This window comes from Bacillus amyloliquefaciens DSM 7 = ATCC 23350 (genome assembly GCF_000196735.1).
Lineage (GTDB): Bacteria > Bacillota > Bacilli > Bacillales > Bacillaceae > Bacillus > Bacillus amyloliquefaciens.
Genome location: NC_014551.1, coordinates 1506234 through 1526634, shown reverse-complemented (window position 1 = coordinate 1526634; position 20401 = coordinate 1506234). Strand labels below are relative to the sequence as shown.

Below are 20401 nucleotides of genomic sequence, written 5' to 3'. Positions count from 1 at the left end.
TTTACGGACGGCTTTTCACTTTGTATGAAGCACTCTTTTTTCGAATCGGGAAATATCCGTAAGAGAGCCGATAACGATGAGAATATCTTCTTTTTGGATCATTTCAGTCGCCAGCGGAGATACGATCACTTCTTTTTCTCTCTTGATGGCCACGATATTAATGCCGTACTTCGCCCGGATGTCCAGATCAAGCAGTGTGTTACCCGCAAGCCTGCTGTTGGCCACGATCTCCACAATGCTGTGTTCGTCGGACAGCTCTAAATAATCAAGCACATTATTTGATACGATGTTATGGGCGATGCGCTTTGCCATGTCTCGCTCAGGGTGGACGATGTGATCAGCCCCGATTTTCGCAAGCACTTTTTCATGATAATCGTTCTGCGCTTTGACCGTGATTGTGTTAACGCCGAGTTCCTTTAAGATCAGCGTCGTTAAAATGCTCGCCTGTATATTTTCGCCGATTGCCACAATGACGTGGTCAAAGTTGCGCAGCCCTAAGTTTTTCAGCACCGATTCATCGGTTGAATCTCCGATGACTGCGTGTGATGCGATTTTGGCATATTCATTTACTTTATCTTCATCAATATCCATCGCCATGACCTCAAGGCCTTCTTCACTTAACGCTTTGCAAATACTTCCGCCAAAGCGCCCGAGGCCGATGACGGCAAACTCTTTTCTCATAACAGTGCTCCTTTAAACAATATCTCTACTAGGAATAGTATCACATTTTCGGCAATGAGTTCATATAGCGTTTGAGCTTTTCTGAAAAGGCGGGCGATAAATACAAGTCGGCTCCGCGTTCGATTTCTTCCTGGTAGTGACCCGGAGGCGCGATTTCCTCTGCCTTATCAAGCACTAGAAACGTCAGGCAGCCTCTGTATACGCGGCCGCCGGCACATACTTCTATGAACGCGGGACGGTATGTATGGTTATCAACACCTTCTCTTTTGTACAGGTAAGTTGCCGCTTCAAACGGGAGCTTGTACAGCACGCCTTCAGTCCGTCCCCCGTCTTCAACAAGATCGGCTCTCGAACCGTCAGGACGCCTTAACGTGAATCTCGTGGAATACCCTTCAACAACCGCACCTCCGACAGGCTCGGCAAAAAAGTGATCGACCCCCGCCTGTTTAAACCGGGCATTATCCATACAGGACCCGTAAGCGAAATAATAAACCGGGCTGTCATCCTCCCGTTTCATAAAACGATATTCTTTCCAGTCTCCGCTTTTGATCCGGCTGAATGAGGCACACTGTTCCGGCTTTAGGACATATGCGAAGGCGGTTTTATTCCCGACATCCGTCGTCACGGCGACTTCCTTCCGGTCAAAATCGGCATAATGCGCATCCAGCTTACGGATCATCTGATGATCTGTTTCATACAATTCCCCGTACACAAAAGCTGTTTCTGCTAAAGACGCCGCAGGCTGACCTTTATCTGTTTTATACAGGACGCCGTTTATCGCGGCCTGCTCGCACACACACGGAGCGCCTTTCAGCAGCTCATGTTTCTCTTCACGCTTCCGTAACAAACCGTATACAAAAAGAAGCAAGTTATTTTTCCTCCTTTTGGACAGCAGCCGCTTCTAACGGCAGAATCACCTGAAACGTACTGCCTTCTCCATTTTTGCTCTTAATGTTAAGTTTACCATTATGCTCCTTCAGAATTCGTAAACAAATCGGAAGTCCGAGGCCTGTTCCCTGATCTTTTGTTGAGAAAAATGGTTTCCCGATGTTTTCAAGCTTTTCTTTCGACATGCCGTTTCCTTCATCCTGTATGCTGATCACCGCATTTTCTTCATCACGTTTTGTGTAAATATGAATATTCCCGCCGTCAGGCATCGCTTCAATCGCATTTTTAATAATATTGATAAATACCTGCTTCAGCTGATTTTCGTCACCGTTGACTATACAGGACTCAGTCTGCGTGAAATCCTTCTCAATCACAGTGTTTGACAGCACCGCGTTCGTGTCAAGAAGCGTCGCCACCTGCTTTAAAATATGGTTAAGGTGATGAGCGGTAAAATTCACGGTTTGCGGCTTGGCGAGCAGAAGAAGCTCTCCCAGCACAAGATCAATCCTTTTAATCTCCGAAAAAATAATGTCGAAATAATCCGTTCTTTCCGGATACTGAGCTTTCATCAGCTGGAGAAACCCGCTGACTGACGTTAAAGGATTCCTTACTTCGTGGGCGATACCTGCCGCTAGCTCCCCGGCAATGGCCAGCTTTTGAGATTGCATGGCAAGCCGTTCGTTCGTTTCCAAGAGCTCGTCGACCGCTTTTTTCCGTTCGCTGATATCAGACATCGTCCCCAGGCTTCCGACAAATTGCCGTCTGTGGTCATAATACAGCTTATAATGGACTTCTCCCCAAAAGATAGTGCCGTCGCTTTTAATATATTTGGCTGTAAACATTCCTGACGGAGCCTGCTGCTTGATTTGGGAGATAATATAATCAATGATATGTTTTTCTTTTATAAAATAATCATTATACATCGTGCCCATACATTCGCTGATGGAGTGGCCCGTAATCGCCGTCCAGGCTTGATTCAAATATGTAATATTCCCTTTCGAATCCGTCTGAAAAACAATTTCCTGCAGATTGTCCATGATGCGGTTTTTCTCATCTGAAAGCGCCTTTGCTTTCTGCTCGCTGTCCTTCAGCTCGGCCAGCAGCTGCTTTTTATTATCTACTTTATAAGCCAGCAGCCAGACGCTGATTAACGTGACGGCGGTAAAGATGATGTCAACAGGCCAGTTAATCGGATTCCGTTCAATCATATAAAATATATAATCCCAAAACATAATAAAAATCATTGCCAAGATTAAGGAAATGATACGCGCTTGATATTTTCCCATAGTCCCACCTGCCGCTAGCATTTCTACATATATTGTAACATTGTTGACCGCTTTATTGACTAAAAAATGATAACTATTCCCAATTATTTGAGCAGGTTCGCTTTATTTTACCGGTAGTTTTTACACAATTTCATAATAAAAGGGCGGAATAATGCTCCGCCCTTTTTGCTGATTATGATTTATCTTTTAATGCTTCCTCGATTTCCTCAAGCAGCATTTTCGCTCCTTCAGGGCTTAAGATGATTTTACCGTTGCCGTACTCCTGATTATCAGGGGTAATTTCTCCGGTCATTAAGCAAATGCCGTGCGGCTTGTATTTTTTCAAGACAATTTTGTCTCCGTCAACGAAAAATTCAATACTATCTTTAATAGCGATATCCAATGCTCTTCTCAGTTCAATCGGCATGACAATACGCCCGAGTTCGTCTACTTTTCTTACTACACCAATTGATTTCATAGAAATCCCCTACTTCCTTTAATGTCTCTTATATGTGTCCAAGGAAAATCATTCATAACGTAGACGAAAGTAAAGGAGCAAAAGTTTCTCAGCTTCCGGAAATGAATGTTCTTTACAGAAAGAAAGCCTTTTGAAATACGGAATACAGACTTTCCCTCCTTTTTTACAAAAACATTTCATTCCCGCCGGAAACCCCCAAAAATCGTGGTTTTTCTCAGAAACTTTAAATGTAGAATCAATTAAATCAGGATAGGGATTGGGTGAAAAAATGTTTCAATCAACTGAGATCGGAATCGACTTAGGAACCGCTAATATACTTGTTTACAGTAAAAATAAAGGAATTATTTTAAATGAGCCTTCTGTTGTCGCTGTAGATACAACTACGAAAGCGGTGCTTGCCATCGGAACGGATGCCAAAAGCATGATCGGAAAGACGCCGGGGAAAATCATCGCCGTACGGCCGATGAAAGACGGTGTCATTGCAGATTATGATATGACAACTGACTTATTAAAACACATTATGAAAAAAGCCGGGAAGAAAATCGGGATGACCTTCCGCAAACCGAATGTCGTCGTCTGTACGCCTTCAGGCTCAACAGCCGTTGAACGCCGCGCTATCAGTGACGCTGTCAAAAACTGCGGAGCAAAAAACGTTCACTTGATTGAAGAGCCCGTAGCCGCTGCAATCGGTGCCGATCTTCCGGTTGACGAACCTGTCGCAAACGTCGTCGTGGATATCGGGGGCGGTACGACTGAAGTGGCCATCATCTCATTCGGAGGCGTCGTATCCTGCCATTCCATCAGAATCGGCGGCGACCAGCTTGATGAAGATATCGCTTCGTTCGTCAGAAAAAAATACAACCTGCTGATCGGGGAACGTACGGCGGAACAGGTGAAAATGGAAATCGGCTTTGCATTGATTGAACATGTGCCGGAAACGATGGAAATCCGCGGGCGTGACCTCGTAACCGGTCTCCCGAAGACAATCAGACTGCAGTCCAATGAAATTCAGCACGCGATGCGTGAATCGCTCCTACATATTCTTGAAGCAATCAGAGCGACGCTTGAAGATTGTCCGCCAGAGCTCAGCGGAGATATCGTTGACCGCGGCGTCGTGTTAACCGGCGGGGGCGCGCTTTTAAACGGGATGAAAGAATGGCTGACAGAAGAAATCGTCGTTCCCGTTCATTTGGCGGCAAATCCGCTTGAATCAGTGGCTATCGGCACGGGACGTTCGTTAGACGTCATCGACAAGCTGCAAAAAGCGATTAAATAATAAGATTGTGCTTCTTTTTTCTCCGGCCGGCTCATATTGTGAGACTGGAGAAACATTAAGGAGGAAGCATATGCTCAGAGATGTGGGAAGACGCGTAGCGGTAGCCGTCATTTTAAGCGGAATTATTTTAGGGGGTATGAGCATTTCACTGGCCAATATGCCCCATTCTCCGGCCGGCGGCACCGTAAAACTGAATCACCCGTAAAGGCGCAGCAAAGGCTGTGTCTTTTTCTTTTGCGTTCCTTTCTTTCCTTTATGAGGCATTATTTGATATGATGAGAAAAACCGATGAGGAGGAATGAACGATGAGTTCGTTTACTGAAAAGCTAAATACATATGCTCAGCTGGCGGTAGAAGTCGGCGTCAACATCCAAAAAGGACAGCATGTCGTAATCAATGCCTCAACCGATGTCCGGGACCTTGTCAGACTGCTGGCCAAACATTCGTATGAAAAAGGCGCCAAAAACGTCACCGTGAATTGGCAGGACGATGAACTGTCCAGATTAAAATACGAGATGGCTCCGTTTGAAGCGTTTGAAGAGTATCCTGAATGGGAAGCAAAAGGCAAAGAAGAGCTCGCGAAAAAAGGAGCTGCGTTTATTTCAGTCGTCTCATCCGACCCCGACCTGTTAAAAGGCACTGACGGCAAACGGATTGCGGCGTTCCAGAAAGCCGCCGGAAAAGCATTGCATACATACAGACAATATATTCAATCTGATAAGGTAAGCTGGACGGTGATCGGAGCGGCTTCAACAGGCTGGGCGAAAAAAGTGTTTCCGGATCAGCCGGAAGACACAGCCGTTCAGCTTTTGTGGGAAGAAATTTTCAAAACGACCCGCGTAAATGAAGAAAACCCTGTGGAAGCCTGGAAAAAACATGATCAAAATCTTCATGAAAAAGTGGAACACCTGAATAAAAAACATTACAGCGCCCTGCATTATCAGGCTGAAGGAACAGACTTAACAATTGAACTGCCGAAAAAACATGTGTGGGCAGGCGCGGGAAGCGTTAATGAAAGCGGGCATGAATTTATGGCCAACATGCCGACCGAAGAGGTTTTTACTCTTCCGCAGCGGGACGGGGTGAACGGCACGGTTTCCAGCACGAAACCGCTGAGCTACGGCGGCAACATTATTGATAACTTCACTCTTACCTTTGAAAACGGCCGTATTGTTGATGTGAAAGCTGAAAAAGGCGAAGAGATTTTAAAAGGCATCGTTGAAACCGATGAAGGCTCCCACTATCTGGGTGAAGTGGCCTTAGTGCCGTACGATTCGCCGATTTCAAAGTCAAATATCTTATTTTACAACACACTGTACGATGAAAACGCATCGAACCACTTGGCGATCGGCAGTGCATATGCCTTTAATATTGAGGGCGGCAAACAAATGACACGGGAAGAGCTTGTCAAAGAAGGATTAAACGAAAGCATTACACATGTAGATTTCATGGTCGGTTCTAAAGATATGAATATCGACGGCATCACTGCTGACGGCAAAAGAGAACCGATCTTCAGAAACGGAAACTGGGCATTTTAATAAAAAAGGAGGCGCTTGGGCCTCCTTTTTTATTTTGCTTCATACATTTGCAAGTTGGCGAAGACGGTTTCCAAAACAAGTGTATCAACAGACAAGCCTTTCGCTTTTTCAAGCAGAAAACCGTGCAGATGATCACCTTCCGTCACCCGGCCCTTTTCCATATCTCTCAGCATCGACGATTTCATATGGTAAGACATACTTGTCAATGTACGATAGCTCTCTTCTTCCAGATCAGGGTCTTTCGGAATGCCGGCAGCGCTGAAAATGGCTCCGATTTCAGCAAAAAGACGCTTTGCCGTATTACGGCCGCCTTCTGTATCTAAAATCGGTCCGACCGGCTGTTGAAACAGTGTAGTCACTCCCGCCTGCGCGGCAATAAACATATACTTTTTCCAAATGTCCTTTTCAATATCCCGGCTGATGATGACATCCGCTTTCACACCTGCAAACGCGTTTTCCAGCTCATTCATACGGTCGGTGCGTTCTCCGTTCCATTCACCGAAAACAAAACGGTGGGCAGCACTCGTATGTAGAATTTCCCCTTTTTCGTTAAGAGCACTCTCAATAAAACAGAGGCCGCCCAGCACCTGATGTTTTGAAAAAGCTTCAAACAGCTGGTTATAATGCCTGTACCCGTTTAAAAAAGGAATAATGACCGACGAATCTTTAACAAACGGTTTGACATCCCGAATGACATCATTCAACGAATACGCTTTTGAAGCGATGATAACGGCGTCAAACTCACCTTTTTCGTCTGCCATGATTAATTTCGGCTTAATTGCAACATCACCTTTTGCACTTTTGACGGTCAGCCCCGTCTCTTTTAATTGTTCCGCCCGTTTCTGACGGACGAGAAACGTAACGTCATTTCCCTTTTCTGCAAGACGCGCGCCGATATATCCGCCCACTCCCCCAGCTCCGACAACTAAAAACTTCATGATGCATTCCTCCGTCTCTTTTCAATTCATATGTTCCTTTATTGTAACGGGAAGTCAGAAGATTGAAAACTTTTTTTCACAAATAAAAAGCAGAGTCTCCCCTGCTTTTTTATTACGCGTATAGCTCTTCAATCTTTTTCTGTACATCCGTGTTTTCAAGAAATTCGTCATAAGTCATTTGTTTGTCAACAATGCCTTTAGGCGTTAATTCAATGATGCGGTTGGCAATTGTTTGTACAAACTGATGGTCATGAGAAGAAAACAGCATAGCGCCTTTGAAGCTGATTAAGCCGTTGTTAAGCGCCGTGATGGATTCCAGGTCTAAGTGGTTTGTCGGTTCATCCAGAATTAAAATGTTTGCGCCGGAAAGCATCGCTTTTGAAAGCATGCAGCGCACTTTTTCTCCTCCGGAAAGAACGTTTGACTTTTTGTTGACTTCTTCCCCTGAGAACAGCATGCGTCCTAAGAACCCGCGCAGAAAGCTTTCGCTTTGATCATGCGGCGAGTATTGACGGAGCCAGTCAACAAGGTTCGCATCGCTGCCGTCGAAGTATTCGCTGTTGTCTTTCGGGAAGTACGCCTGAGAAGTGGTCACGCCCCATTTAAATGTGCCGCTGTCTGCTTCCATTTCCCCGGAAATGATTTTGAACAACGTTGTAACGGCAAGCTCGTTGCGGCCTGTAAACGCGATTTTGTCTTCTCTGTTCATAATAAAGCTGACGTTATCAAGCACCTTAACGCCGTCAATCGTTTTGGTTAGGCCTTCAACCCGCAGCACGTCATTTCCGATCTCACGTTCCGGCGTGAAATTGACGTAAGGATAACGGCGTGATGACGGTTTGATATCATCAAGCGTGATTTTATCCAGGAGTTTCTTTCTTGATGTCGCCTGCTTTGATTTAGAGGCGTTGGCGCTGAATCTGGCCACGAACTCCTGAAGCTGTTTAATCTGCTCTTCTTTTTTCTTATTGGCTTCTTGAGAAAGCTTTAAAGCAAGCTGGCTGGATTCATACCAGAAATCATAGTTGCCGACATACACTTGAATTTTATTAAAATCAAGATCGGCGATGTGCGTGCACACTTTATTTAAAAAGTGACGGTCATGGGATACGACGATGACTGTATTTTCAAAGTTGATCAGAAACTCTTCCAGCCACTGGATCGCTTTCAGATCCAAGTGGTTCGTCGGTTCATCAAGCAAAAGAACATCCGGTTTGCCGAACAGCGCCTGTGCCAAAAGCACTTTCACCTTGTCTGAGCCGCCTAAGTCTGCCATTTTCTTCGTATGAAGGTCTTCAGAGATGCCCAGACCCTTTAACAAAATAGCGGCTTCACTTTCAGCTTCCCAACCGTTTAATTCCGCAAACTCGCCTTCAAGCTCAGCGGCGCGGATGCCGTCTTCATCTGAAAAATCAGGCTTCATATAAATCGCGTCTTTTTCCTGCATGACTTCGTATAAACGTTTATGCCCCATAATGACGACTTTCAGCACTTCAAAGTCTTCATATTCAAAGTGGTTCTGCTTCAGGATGGCAAGGCGTTCGCCAGGGCTCATATGGACATCGCCTGTCTGCGGCTCCAGCTCACCGGATAAAATTTTCAAAAATGTTGATTTTCCGGCACCGTTTGCGCCTATTAATCCGTAGCAATTGCCCGGCGTAAATTTAATATTGACATCTTCAAATAACTTGCGATCCGCAAAACGCAAGCTCACATTATTTACAGCAATCATTTATAATCCTCCATCGTGTCTAACATCATTAAAAGTATACCATGAATAAAGGGGAAGAGAAATGTTTCCCTGCGAATATAAGGTTTTGAAAAGACGCAAGCGCCAACCCGGAGTGCTGTGATACAATAGATAGATATATATACATATTCATCACGGAGGAACAAGTTGAAGCTTTTAACACTCACAGAATACTGTCTTATGATTTTCTTTACCGGGGTTTTTCTGGCCGTCACAGGCTTTACGGCACGTGACATTGGCTTGTACGTCGGAATCGCCCTCATTTATACGTTCTCGCATCTTTTTTCAAAACGGATGCTTGAAAAACGCGGCAAAGAGAAGCAGCAGGCGAATCTTTTTATCAGCGTTCTGGCTATTGTCGGATCAGTGCTGGCAACGGTATTGTTCATCGCCATCGCCGCCTCGTTTGCCAAATAAAAAACGCCGGCCGTCCGAATCGGGCAGCGCGGCGTTTTTATTTTGTCTGACGCATATCATGAAACGGGAAGAACACAAACTTCGAGGTGCCGACGATCCGGTTTTCGGCAATTAAACCGAGTCCGTTCCGGCTGTCCATTGAATTCAGCCGATTGTCGCCCATGACGAAGTATTTGCCTTTCGGAACCTTTACGGGGCCAAAATCTCCCGTCAGGTTGACTCCCAGTTTTTTCGCTTCTTTTTTATTGCTCGCGAGGTACGGTTCTGCGATTTTTTTGCCGTTTATATAAAGCGTGTCATTTTTCATTTCAACCGTTTCTCCCGGTTTTCCGATGAGCCGCTTTACATAATGGACTTTCGATGTATCGCCGTTAATAATGACGATGTCCCCCCGCTCGATTTCGCCGATATAATTGACGCTTTTGTTGACAAACAGCCGTTCACCGTCATGTAATGTCGGGTACATTGATGATCCTTCCACTAAGTACGGTTCAAACAGGAAATGGCGGATTAACAGCGCAAGTGCGACTGCTATAATGATGGCCTTTCCCCATTCCCAATACGTGTTGGATTTTCTTTTTACCGATTTTTCAGAAGTAGGTTTTTGTTCTTCAGTCAACGTGGTTCCTCCTAGACGATCACTGTTTCAGTTCATGTACCATCTTTACTTTATCACAACTCATTATAAAATACATAACGCTTCTATGCGTATATCATTGAAAAAAGCGCCCTTTACGGGCGCTTTTTGCTTATTTCTCTTCAACCGGCTTTTTGATGATTCCCAAGATAACCGCCGTCACGATCGCTCCGATCACGATGCTCAATAAGTAGAGCAGCGGATGATTCGTAATGAATGCAACGAATACTCCTCCGTGCGGTGCAGGAAGCGTTACCCGGAAAAATTCTGTCAGTCCGCCCGCTACCGCAGAACCGATAACGGCTGCAGGGATGACGCGAAGCGGATCAGCCGCTGCAAACGGGATAGCGCCTTCTGTAACGAAAGCGGCTCCCATGAAGTAGCACGTAATACCGGCTTCACGGTCACGTTTAGAGAATTTGTGTCTAAAGAATGTTGTCGCCAGTGCGATTCCAAGCGGCGGAACCATTCCGCCTGCCATGATGGCAGCGTGCGGCGCATAGTTTCCGGCATCGATCATCGCAATTCCGAAAGTGAACGCCGCTTTATTGAGCGGGCCGCCCATGTCGATAGCCATCATACCGCCTAAAATAATACCCATTAAAACAAGGTTGCCTGTTCCAAGGCTTTCAAGCCAATTTGTTAAGAAATTCATAAACGCTGCTACAGGTGTGTTAATGACAAACTGCATCAGGACACCTGTGATAAAAATACCGAGTAGCGGGTAAATCAATACAGGTTTTAATCCGTCAAGAGACTGAGGGATAAAGACGAACAGCTTTTTCAGCAGGATCACGACATAACCGGCTAAGAATCCGGCAATCAGCCCGCCTAAGAATCCGGCATTCGCCTGCGTAGCCATAAATCCGCCGACCATACCCGGAGCAAATCCCGGACGGTCCGCAATACTCATTGCAATGAATCCGGCAAGAACTGCAACAATCAGTTTTAACGCATTGTCGCTGCCGATAAAGTTCAGCGCTGCAGCAAACGTGTTATATGTCGGGTCTTTCGGATCAGCTGAATGAATTCCCCAGAAGAATGAAATCGCAACGAGGATTCCGCCGCCGACGACAAATGGCAGCATGTTGCTGACACCGCTCATTAAGTGTTTATAGAAAGTGCTTCCGATGCTTGTGCCTGATTTCTGTTTCGGACCGTCTTCATTTGAAGCGGAAGATCCCCCGCCGCTGCCCTCGTAAATCGGCGCATCTTGATTAACGGCTTTTTCAATCAGTTCCTGAGGACGTCTGATACCGGCCGTTACAGGCACTTGAAGAACATGTTTGCCTTTAAAGCGCTCCATTTCAACCTGTTTATCAGCCGCTACGATAATCGCAGGCGCGTCTTCAATTTCCTGAGCCGTCAGCTTATGTTTAATACCGCTTGAGCCGTTTGTCTCTACTTTAATTTCGACGCCGAGCTCTTTCGCTTTTTCCTTCAGTGCGTCAGCTGCCATGAATGTATGGGCGATACCCGTCGGACATGCCGTGACGGCAAGGATTTTGCCCTTTCCTGAGGGCGCTGCCTGTTCTTCCTGCTCTTCTTCTTCCTCATCGTCATCTTTGTCATGCTGATTGATGATGTCAATGATCGCGTCTTCCGATTCAGCTTCAAGAAGCTGTTTGCGGATTTCTTCACGCATGAGAAGCGTAGAAAGTCTTGATAATGCCTCAAGGTGCGTATTATTCGCTCCTTCGGTTGCCGCAATCATAAAGACCAGGTGTGCCGGCTGACCGTCTAATGATTCATAATCCACACCTTCTTTTGAACGTCCGAATGCGATAGCCGGGTTAATGACGCTCGCCGTTTTCGCGTGAGGAATGGCAATGCCTTCGCCGATTCCCGTCGAGCTTTGGCTTTCACGATTTAAAATGGCTGCTTTGTAAGCCTCTCTGTCATTTAATCTGCCGGCTTTATCAAGCACTGTCACCATTTCATCGATAACGTTTTCTTTCTCTTTGCTTTCTATATTGAGATGAATTGTATCTCTTGTTAACAGCTCAGTTATCTTCACTTTTCTTTCCTCCTCTATAGACGTGTGACTTGAACTTCAGGAAGAAGCTGCTGTACAAACTCTTCAGTTCCGAGCTCTTCAGAAAATGCCGTCGCGCTTCCGGAAGCAACACCTAACCGGAACGCATCTTCCAAAGGCAGCTGTTTTGAGATCCCCGCAAGGAATCCTGCGACAACGGAATCACCCGCGCCTACGGAATTGACCAGCTTCCCTTTAGGAACATTAGCAAGGAAAACCGCGTCTTTCGTAAATAAAAGCGCACCGTCGCCAGCCATCGAAACAATCGCGTGTTCAGCGCCTTGTTCAATTAATTTTTTTCCGTAAGGAACGGCAGCTTCAGCTGAATCAATGACCGTATTGAACATTTCACCAAGCTCGTGATGGTTCGGCTTCATCAAAAACGGTTTCATTTCTGTCGCTTTCATCAGCGCTTCTCCGGAGATGTCCACCACAACGCGGGCATTCTGCTTTCTGCATGTCTCTGCAATTTTTTCATAAGTGTTTTGCGGCAGGGAAGATGGAATGCTTCCCGCTAAAACGACGATGTCTCCCTCTTTCAGAGCGGAGAACTGTTCTAAAAAGGCACTGAACACTTCGTCTGAAATTGTCGGGCCCTGTCCGTTAATTTCCGTTTCGTCGCCCGTTTTCAGTTTTACATTTATACGAGTGTCTTCATCCACTTCAGAAAAAGCCGTTTCCAGACCTTCTTGCTGTAAAAAAGACGTTATATAATTTCCGGTAAATCCGCCGACAAACCCCATTGCTTTTGACGGCACATGGTGTCTTTTCAGTAATCTTGAAACGTTGATGCCTTTTCCGCCGGGATACTTCGTGTCATAGCTGGAACGGTTTAAACCGCCTACGGCAAAATCTTCAACGTGAACAATATAGTCAACAGACGGATTGAGGGTTACAGTGTAAATCATGGTTTCACTACCTTTACGACAGTTTTTTCTTGGTAATTATCGAATGCAAGTTCTTCAGCTTCCGTGGTAATGATAGCGGCGTCGCCCAAGGCGGCGAACGCTGCGAAAGAAATCTCGCCGAATTTAGAAGGATCGGCTAATACATAGGCATTTTTCGCCTGGCTCAGAGCCTTTGTCTTCAGAAGAGCCTCATCCGGATCGGGTGTTGTAAATCCGGCTTCAATGTGCACGCCGTTCACACCGAGAAAGCTTTTATCAAAACGGTACTGGCTAATCGCCGTTAATGAGGCGCCGCCGATCATCGCACCTGTTCGATGTTTCACATACCCTCCGAGAAGATAAAAGGGAATCCCTTTCCTTATTAAAGCGTCGATATGCATAACTCCGTTTGTGACAACCACAATGTCCTTTGTTTGATCTATAAAATCAATCATGTGCAATGTAGTTGTTCCCGCATCAAGATAAATACAGTCACCTTCTTCTAATAAAGATGCCGCTTTTTCTGCAATTTTCAGCTTATCTTGAAGGTTTTTGGAGGATTTTTCAATCATATCGGGTTCTTGCCTGCTGTTGGAAAGTTTAGATGCCCCGCCATGAACGCGCTTTAAAAATCCGCGCTCTTCTAGTGTTGATAAATCTCTTCTGATCGTTGATTCAGAAGCGTTTGTCATGCTTATCAGCTCTTGAATCTTTACCACATCACGCTTTTCAATCTGATCAATAATCAGCTGATACCTTTCAGGAGTGAGCATATTCCGCCTCCTTTGAAAACGTATTCATTTCGGCTATAAGATTATTGTAAACGCTTTTTTTACTTCAAGCAACTAAAATCACTCAAATTCATTCAATAACTATCAAAATCTTTCACATTTGTTCATATTAACGTATGTACATAGGGTTTGTAAACTGTAAATTCGACAAAAAGGGGGACAATTGTATGACATTTTCTTTTTATCATAAATGAAAAAAGTCTATTATATTCATTCAATCATTAAAACAAGAAAAACCCCCATGCATTCTGCATGGGGCGCCGGTTATTCATACCGTAACGCTTCAATCGGATCTAAGCGTGATGCTTTGTTGGCTGGCAGCATGCCGAAAATGACACCGATCAGCATACTGAACAGCACGCCGATACAAACCACCTGCCAGGAAACGAGCGACGGCCACCCTGCGATAAGGGAAACGAGTGATGCTCCCCCGTAACCGAGACCGATTCCGATTAACCCGCCGATTAAAGTAAGCACAACGGATTCAATTAAGAATTGCGTCAGAATCTGTCCCCTCGTCGCACCGAGCGATTTGCGGATGCCGATTTCTCTTGTCCGTTCCGTCACTGATACAAGCATAATATTCATGACCCCGATCCCGCCGACAACGAGAGAAATACCGGCGATCGAACCGATGATCGTCGTCATGACGGTCGTGACCTGGCCGATGCCCGCCGCGATTTCTTCCATATTCATGACTTGATAAGCCTCTTTTGTTCCGTGATTGTCATTTAAGAGACGGGCCGCTTCTTTTCCTGTTGTTTTGATTTGGTCGGCTGAATCCGCCTGTATGGAAACATTGCTGTAGTCATTTGTACCGAAAGACGTTTTCAGCATGTTGAACGGGACATACATTTCACTGAGTCCTAACGATAAAAAACCGCTCTCTTCTTTTAATACACCGATTACTTCTACAGGCTGCCCGCCGGCCCAGACGATTTTTCCAAGCGGAGATGTTTTCCCGAACAGCTTTTCAGCCATTTTTTTCGAGATGATTCCCGCTCTTTTCCCGGAAAGAAAATCATTGTCCGTAAAGGTCCGTCCATCTTGAACATCCAGCTTTTTTACGTCCATGTAGCCGCTGTTAATGCCATTCAGCGTAATATCCGTTTCTTCTTCGTGATAACGGGCCGTCATTGATTTTACAGCAGAAGCGACAACCTGCTTTACGCCGGCTACTCCTTTTAATCCATTAATATCTTCTTCTGTAAAACTCGCTTGCTGCAAAGCGTTCGGATTGGCTGTTAATTCTTCATCACTCGGCAGATAAAACAATTCAATCGTATTGCCCGGCCCGCTTATGGATTGCTTCAGCATTTGCTCTCCGCCCTGGCCGACTGCCACCACAACGATTACTGAACCGACGCCGATAATGATGCCGAGCATCGTCAGAATCGATCTCAGCTTGTGAGCTCTTACGGAGCCGAGAGCCATCCGGAGATTTTCTAACAGGCTCATTCCCCCACTCTCCTCTGCTCAGAATCGCGGGAAACGATCATGCCGTCACGGACGAAAATCACTCTGTTTGTACAGTCCGCCACTTCAGGCTCATGAGTGACAAGTACCACGGTTACACCCTCTGCATTAAGCTCCGTGAACTGCTCCATGATGGAAATGCTTGTTTTCGTATCCAGCGCGCCGGTCGGCTCATCAGCCAAAATAAGCTTCGGTTCGTTAACGATGGCTCTTGCAATCGCGACACGCTGTTTTTGGCCGCCGGACAGCTCATTCGGCATGTGAAGCATCCGGTCCGCTAAACCGACTTTTTCCAGCGCATGCTCCGCCCGTTCCTCACGCTCTTTTTTGCCGATTCCGGCGTAGATCATGGGCAGTTCGACATTTTTTCTTGCATTCAACCGCGGCAGCAGCTGAAATTGCTGAAAGACAAATCCGATTGATTTGTTCCGGACCGCCGCAAGCTCTTTTTCCGTGCATGACGATACATCTTCGCCCGCAAGCCTGTAACTGCCTGATGTCGGTCTGTCCAGACAGCCGATGATATTCATGATCGTCGATTTTCCTGATCCCGACGGTCCCATAATTGACACATATTCTCCCTCTTCAATCGTCAGGTCGATTGAACGGAGAACATCAAACGTCTCCTTGCCGATCTGATAGCTTTTCTTCACTTTTGAAAGCTGAATCATCTATGCTTTCACATCCGTTCCGTCAGTCAAACCGTCAGCCGGATTCAGAATGACTTTATCATCCTTTGAAAGTCCCTCTTTTATCTCCGTCAGCTGCTTCGCGGTGTCGCCGACTTTGACTTTCACGCGTTTGGCCTTCCCGTCTTTTACCGTAAAGACCCAGTGCTCATCTCCGTCTTTTTTGACTGCTGAAGACGGCAGAGTGTCGGCTTTCCGTTTGTCGGTTTCAATGTTCATAATGAGTTTAAACCCCGGTTTGCCCTCCGGAAGGTTTCCGATCAGCTTGACCTGAAACGGATACTGCACGGCTTGTTCCGTGTTTCCGCCCGAAGCGGCGCCTGACTTTTGTTCTGGAACGAGACCGACAGCCGCCACTCTTCCCTTCCATGTTTTATCAGGAATGGCGTCAGAGGTAATCGTAACGCTTTGTCCCTTTTTCACTTTCAGCGTGTCGTATTCGGACAAATTGCCGGCAACGATCAGGTGTTCCGGGTCGCCTATATGTATTACCGGTTCTTGAATATCCGATTTTTTAGAAGCTGCTTCTTGATTTACCGAGATAACCGTTCCGTCCATTTCACTCTTGACAGTGAGATTCGCCACTTGGTTTTCAAGAGACTGCTTTTGCAGATCAGATTGCTTTAATTCGATTTCCGCCGTTTTTTGCTGAAGCTGCAGATCAGTCCGTTCGGATTCTATTTGTTTTTGGGCTTCCGCTTCTCCCACTTGTTTTGCCAGATCTTTTTCTTTACTGTTTAATGCTCTGAGTTTTTCTTCAATTTGTTCAATTTGCAGCCGTTTTGATTGTTCTGTCAACTCATTTTGTTCTTTATCAAGATTGAGCTGCTCGTTTGTATAAGTGACTAATGACGACCCTTCTTTTACCTTGTCGCCTTCTTTTACTTTCACCTTATCAAGGGTTCCTTTATCCGCTTCATAAAAAACATACTGTTCCTTGGAGAATTTAAGTGTTCCCGGCACCATGACCGAAGATGAGATTTTTCTTTTTTCCATGGTTCCGGTTTCGACCTTTTCCCCGGCGCTGCCGCCCGCGGGAGCGGCAGACTTATAAATATTGATACCGATGAATACTGCAACAATTACGGCGATGCCGATTCCGATCCAAAGTTTTTTCATGTTACACACCTGCTGTCATTGAACTTAACAGTCCTCCGACTGCCGATACCAAAAGCATAATAACAAACAGGACAATCGCGGAAGTCCAGGCCGCTTTTTTCGAAATGCCGCCGGTATAGCGAAGTCCCAAAGCGAGCAGAATATAGCTCCAGATGCTGAAAACGTCGAACGCGCTTAAAAAGACCGCAACGCCGTCTCCGGCCGGTATGACACTCGCCAAAGATGTAACGGCGTACAGGGAGCCCGCTCCGGTAAAATAAGTGACAAGACCGTTAATGACTAAGCCGATATTGGTAATAAACGCCGTGAAGAGGCCGAGTGAGAGCATTTTTTTGTAAGTTGTCACGCCGCCCGAAATTTTGACGCACAGCCAGTAAATGAGCGGAATGATAAAAAGACCGATAATGCCCCCGAAGATTCCTCCGAAAATCGAACCGAATTTAGTGAGGGTTTTGGTCATTTCAATCTGATCATCTGTCAATCCTTCAAGAGTTGAGCTGTTCAGCACTTCTTCATAATTCATCCCCAGCCCGCGCAAAATACTCCCGGCTGCGATGAGAATGATGACAATCAGGAGAGGAATGCCGATGACCGGCTTTTCTCTTAGTCTTTTAAACTGCACTACAGGACTTGTGATGACGCCGAAAACTGACGGTTTTTCGGTTATTTCCGTATTGCTTTTTTCCAGATTAGGTTCCATATTGCTGAAGCCTCCTATGTATTATTCTGTTTATACGTACGCAACAGGCTTAGAGAAGTTTCAATTTTTTTGCCGTTTGCGTATTTATGCTAAATTGTAACACAATTTCATACTTTTACGTTCCATAATTATGTAAAAAAGGATCATCATCAGACGGATATGGAGGGAGGCTCAAAACCTTGTGCGGGCGCCGTTTTCAGCCTGTATATGTAAAGAAAACGACCTTAATTGTAAAATCCTTTAAATTCCATTTTATCCTTCTTAGGAATTCGGCGCTGCAGCTGAATGTTATCTGCGGCTGTACAAAAAAAAACCGGATGGCAATGATGCCCATCCGGCTTTTTTTCATCCTCCGCTTACAGGAGGGATAAAGGCAATGGTATCGCCTTCTGTTACGGTGCTGTTGTCTTTTACGTATGTTTCATTGATCGCTATCATGGCATTGTCAATCGATTGAAGGCCGTACCGTTCCTTTAACAGCGCTTTTACAGCAGACGCTGCCGCCTCCTTTTCGTCAAGTTCAATGACCGGTGTTCCTGCCTGCTCCGCAAGCCCGGCAAACAAAAGTACTTTAATCATCGCGATTCCCCTTTATTCAAATCCGGTTTTCCGTTCGGATAGGGCGTCGTTTCCAGCTGATCGCCTATCCATTCTTCACCGTCTTCCCAGATTTCTTTTTTCCATATCGGCACAATCTGTTTTATCCGTTCAATAGCATATTCATTCGCCTCATATGCCGCCTTTCTGTGCGGAGAGGACACGGCGATTACGACCGCTGCTTCTCCGATATCAAGGACGCCGACACGGTGAGTGATTGCAGCTTCGGCCCCTTCCCATTTCGCGCAGATTTCATCGCCGATTTGAGAAAGCATTTGAACAGCCATGGGCTCATACGCTTCATATTCAAGACGCACCGTCCGCCGTCCGGCAGTCCACTCTCTGACCGTGCCGATAAACGTTGTGATGGCCCCGGCTTCACGCTTTTCAACTTTTTTTACGATATTTTCCGCAATAATCGGTTCCCTTGTAATTTGAAAACGTTCCATTTAAGCAGATTCCCCTTTCAGCTGCGAAAGCACAAACATAATGGCAGCCGGATCGTCAGCATGGAATACGGGCATATCTGCGTCTGTCGGCATATGCTCCGTATTTCTGCTGACAACCGCGATCACGCGCTCCAAATGCTTCAGTTTTTGCCATTCTTCGCTGTTTTTGATCATGATGATTTTCGGATGCGGCGCATGTTTAAACCCCTCTATAAAAAGGCAGTCAACTCCCAGATATTCATACAGGCCGATCAAACCCGCCAAATCCCATTTTTTTCGCGCCGTAAGCTGCAGCACGCCGTCCCCTTCTACTGCCGTAACCGCAGCTCCGGCTTTTGATAAACGTTCTGAATCTTTTCCGTCTGAAAAAGGGTCCGGTTCCCCGCCATGTCCGTGGTGCTTTAAACATCCGATAGTGCACTCTGTCGGCGCCGCTTTCAGCACACGTTCGATAAACGTTGTTTTACCGCTGTTTTGAAAACCTACGATCTGGACGATCGGGAAAGAATTGACCACGGCCATTCACTTCCATTCTCATCCCGGATGAGGAGCGCGTGGACCGTCATGCCCGCTTCATATCCCCTCGTTCCTCCCGGCAGAAGGATAAACGCGTTTGCTTCGGCAAGAGATGTGACAGAGCTTGATTTGTCGAGACCGACCGGTGACGCCATCATCTTTCCGTCCTTATGGTAAACAAACGCCCTCACAAACCTCGTAAACGGATTCGGCTTTGGAAAGTCATTTGTCAACACGGCTTCCGCCCACCCGGAGTGAGGTTTTTCATTTAAAAGCCACGTCTGGATCATCGGTTTTACAAACAGGGTGAAACCGACGTAACATGCGGACGGATTGCCGGAAAGGCCGAACAGCAGCATATCATCGGCCCGGGCGACAGTTGTCACGCTCCCCGGACGCATTGCCACTTTGTTAAAAAGAACTTCCGCTCCGAGCTTATCATAAATGTCAGGAAGAAAATCAAAATCGCCGACTGACACGCCGCCTGTCGTGATCAAAAAGTCAGTCTTTTTCATGGCTTCCTTCACCGCAGCATAGCTGTCATCAAAATCATCGGAAATTTTGCCTAAGTTCAGCGGTACCGCACCCGCTTCAATGATCTGGGCATACACCATGGCCGCGTTGCTGTTGCGGATTTTCCCCGGCTCAAGCGGATCGCTTACATGAAGAAGCTCGGTTCCCGTGGCGATAATGCCGACAACCGGTTTTCTGACCACGGGAACGGAAGCATAGCCGAAGGTTGCCAAAAGAGCGGTGACGCCCGGCGTGATTTTCGTTCCTTTTTTTAAAAGAGAGCTGCCCTTTTTCGCATCTTCTCCTTGATATGAAATATTATCGCCCGCATGAAAAGGGCGTTTCACTGACATGTAATCCGTACCGTTTTCAGAAAACGTCTTTGTCAGCTCAAGCATCACCACGGCATCCGCGCCTTTTGGAATCTGCGCCCCTGTCATGATGCGGACAGCTTCATACGGTCCGAGCTCTTTTTCTGACACGGCGCCGGCTCCGATGTGGTCAATTACTTCAAACGTGACGGCATTGTCACGGGAAGCCGTCTTTGAATCGCGCGCCCTGATGGCAAACCCGTCATACGGAGAACGGTCAAAAGCCGGTACGTCATGGTCCGCTTTAACATCTTCCGCCAGATAGCGGTGGAGACTGTCCTCCAGCGGCACCCATTCGGTATCCCCTTGTTTTTTATACCGGCCCACCCGGCGGACTGCTTCGTCCACCTGAATCGGCGTTCTTTTTTCAAGCATAGCAATATCTCCCCT

Annotated in this window: 22 protein-coding genes; 4 read left to right on the top strand and 18 right to left on the bottom strand. The window is 46.3% G+C overall.

Annotated features, from left to right (window positions below; genetic code table 11):
* Positions 1 to 15: 15 nt before the first annotated feature.
* From ktrC to BAMF_RS28250, 4 genes are all read right to left on the bottom strand, one after another.
* Positions 16 to 681 (bottom strand): Ktr system potassium transporter KtrC, encoded by a 666-nt coding sequence (gene ktrC / locus BAMF_RS28265; protein ID WP_003154554.1) that lies wholly within the window; start codon positions 679 to 681, stop codon positions 16 to 18.
* A 40-nt stretch (positions 682 to 721) separates the two neighbouring features.
* Entirely contained in the window at positions 722 to 1549 is an 828-nt protein-coding gene (locus BAMF_RS28260; protein WP_013352111.1) for a gamma-glutamylcyclotransferase, read from the bottom strand.
* Position 1550: 1 nt separating this feature from the next.
* Positions 1551 to 2855 carry an ATP-binding protein gene (locus tag BAMF_RS28255; RefSeq protein ID WP_013352110.1) on the bottom strand — a complete coding sequence of 435 codons (1305 nt, stop codon included), beginning with the start codon at positions 2853 to 2855 and terminating at the stop codon, positions 1551 to 1553.
* Between the two features lie 172 nt (positions 2856 to 3027).
* Entirely contained in the window at positions 3028 to 3312 is a 285-nt protein-coding gene (locus BAMF_RS28250; protein ID WP_013352109.1) for an AbrB/MazE/SpoVT family DNA-binding domain-containing protein, read from the bottom strand.
* Positions 3313 to 3580: 268 nt separating this feature from the next.
* Between BAMF_RS28250 and mreBH the strand changes: the two genes are divergently transcribed.
* The 3 genes from mreBH to BAMF_RS28240 all read left to right on the top strand — a co-directional run bounded on the left by mreBH (position 3581) and on the right by BAMF_RS28240 (position 6126).
* On the top strand, positions 3581 to 4588 hold the full coding sequence (gene mreBH / locus BAMF_RS28245) for a cell shape-determining protein MreBH (protein ID WP_013352108.1): 1008 nt from the start codon (positions 3581 to 3583) through the stop codon (positions 4586 to 4588).
* Between the two features lie 70 nt (positions 4589 to 4658).
* Positions 4659 to 4793 (top strand): protein YkpC, encoded by a 135-nt coding sequence (locus tag BAMF_RS41265; protein WP_013352107.1) that lies wholly within the window; start codon positions 4659 to 4661, stop codon positions 4791 to 4793.
* 100 nt (positions 4794 to 4893) lie between these two features.
* Complete coding sequence (locus tag BAMF_RS28240; protein WP_013352106.1) at positions 4894 to 6126, top strand: aminopeptidase; 1233 nt, start codon at positions 4894 to 4896, stop codon at positions 6124 to 6126.
* Between the two features lie 29 nt (positions 6127 to 6155).
* Here the strand turns inward: BAMF_RS28240 and BAMF_RS28235 are convergent, their stop codons facing one another.
* Positions 6156 to 7064 (bottom strand): ketopantoate reductase family protein, encoded by a 909-nt coding sequence (locus BAMF_RS28235; protein WP_013352105.1) that lies wholly within the window; start codon positions 7062 to 7064, stop codon positions 6156 to 6158.
* A gap of 112 nt (positions 7065 to 7176) precedes the next feature.
* Entirely contained in the window at positions 7177 to 8796 is a 1620-nt protein-coding gene (locus BAMF_RS28230) for an ABC-F family ATP-binding cassette domain-containing protein (protein WP_013352104.1), read from the bottom strand.
* Between the two features lie 165 nt (positions 8797 to 8961).
* Between BAMF_RS28230 and BAMF_RS28225 the strand changes: the two genes are divergently transcribed.
* Positions 8962 to 9231 carry a hypothetical protein gene (locus tag BAMF_RS28225; protein WP_013352103.1) on the top strand — a complete coding sequence of 90 codons (270 nt, stop codon included), beginning with the start codon at positions 8962 to 8964 and terminating at the stop codon, positions 9229 to 9231.
* 37 nt (positions 9232 to 9268) lie between these two features.
* On the opposite strand, the gene sipT is transcribed toward BAMF_RS28225, so the two are convergent.
* The 12 genes from sipT to BAMF_RS28165 form a co-directional block, all read right to left on the bottom strand.
* Complete coding sequence (gene sipT, locus BAMF_RS28220) at positions 9269 to 9850, bottom strand: signal peptidase I sipT (protein WP_003154568.1); 582 nt, start codon at positions 9848 to 9850, stop codon at positions 9269 to 9271.
* A 130-nt stretch (positions 9851 to 9980) separates the two neighbouring features.
* The gene (locus tag BAMF_RS28215) at positions 9981 to 11885 is read right to left on the bottom strand and encodes a PTS fructose transporter subunit IIABC (RefSeq protein WP_013352102.1); all 1905 of its coding nucleotides are present in this window, start codon (positions 11883 to 11885) and stop codon (positions 9981 to 9983) included.
* Between the two features lie 14 nt (positions 11886 to 11899).
* The gene (gene pfkB, locus BAMF_RS28210) at positions 11900 to 12811 is read right to left on the bottom strand and encodes a 1-phosphofructokinase (protein ID WP_013352101.1); all 912 of its coding nucleotides are present in this window, start codon (positions 12809 to 12811) and stop codon (positions 11900 to 11902) included.
* Entirely contained in the window at positions 12808 to 13563 is a 756-nt protein-coding gene (locus BAMF_RS28205; RefSeq protein WP_013352100.1) for a DeoR/GlpR family DNA-binding transcription regulator, read from the bottom strand. Before BAMF_RS28205 ends, pfkB begins: the two co-directional genes overlap by 4 nt.
* Positions 13564 to 13845: 282 nt before the next feature.
* Positions 13846 to 15039, bottom strand: coding sequence for an ABC transporter permease (locus BAMF_RS28200; RefSeq protein WP_013352099.1), 1194 nt, complete (start codon positions 15037 to 15039; stop codon positions 13846 to 13848).
* Positions 15036 to 15728, bottom strand: a complete 693-nt coding sequence (locus BAMF_RS28195) for an ABC transporter ATP-binding protein (RefSeq protein WP_013352098.1) — start codon at positions 15726 to 15728, stop codon at positions 15036 to 15038. The genes BAMF_RS28200 and BAMF_RS28195 overlap by 4 nt, the downstream gene beginning before the upstream one ends.
* Entirely contained in the window at positions 15729 to 16865 is a 1137-nt protein-coding gene (locus tag BAMF_RS28190; RefSeq protein WP_013352097.1) for an efflux RND transporter periplasmic adaptor subunit, read from the bottom strand.
* Between the two features lies 1 nt (position 16866).
* Positions 16867 to 17565: a YknW family membrane protein gene (gene yknW, locus BAMF_RS28185; protein WP_013352096.1), complete on the bottom strand. Its 699-nt coding sequence runs from the start codon at positions 17563 to 17565 to the stop codon at positions 16867 to 16869.
* 345 nt (positions 17566 to 17910) lie between these two features.
* Positions 17911 to 18144, bottom strand: coding sequence for a molybdopterin converting factor subunit 1 (gene moaD, locus BAMF_RS28180; protein WP_013352095.1), 234 nt, complete (start codon positions 18142 to 18144; stop codon positions 17911 to 17913).
* Positions 18141 to 18611, bottom strand: coding sequence for a molybdenum cofactor biosynthesis protein MoaE (locus BAMF_RS28175; RefSeq protein WP_013352094.1), 471 nt, complete (start codon positions 18609 to 18611; stop codon positions 18141 to 18143). Before BAMF_RS28175 ends, moaD begins: the two co-directional genes overlap by 4 nt.
* Positions 18612 to 19133 (bottom strand): molybdopterin-guanine dinucleotide biosynthesis protein B, encoded by a 522-nt coding sequence (gene mobB / locus BAMF_RS28170; protein WP_014471749.1) that lies wholly within the window; start codon positions 19131 to 19133, stop codon positions 18612 to 18614.
* Positions 19094 to 20386, bottom strand: a complete 1293-nt coding sequence (locus tag BAMF_RS28165; RefSeq protein ID WP_013352092.1) for a molybdopterin molybdotransferase MoeA — start codon at positions 20384 to 20386, stop codon at positions 19094 to 19096. Before BAMF_RS28165 ends, mobB begins: the two co-directional genes overlap by 40 nt.
* Between the last annotated feature and the right edge of the window lie 15 nt (positions 20387 to 20401).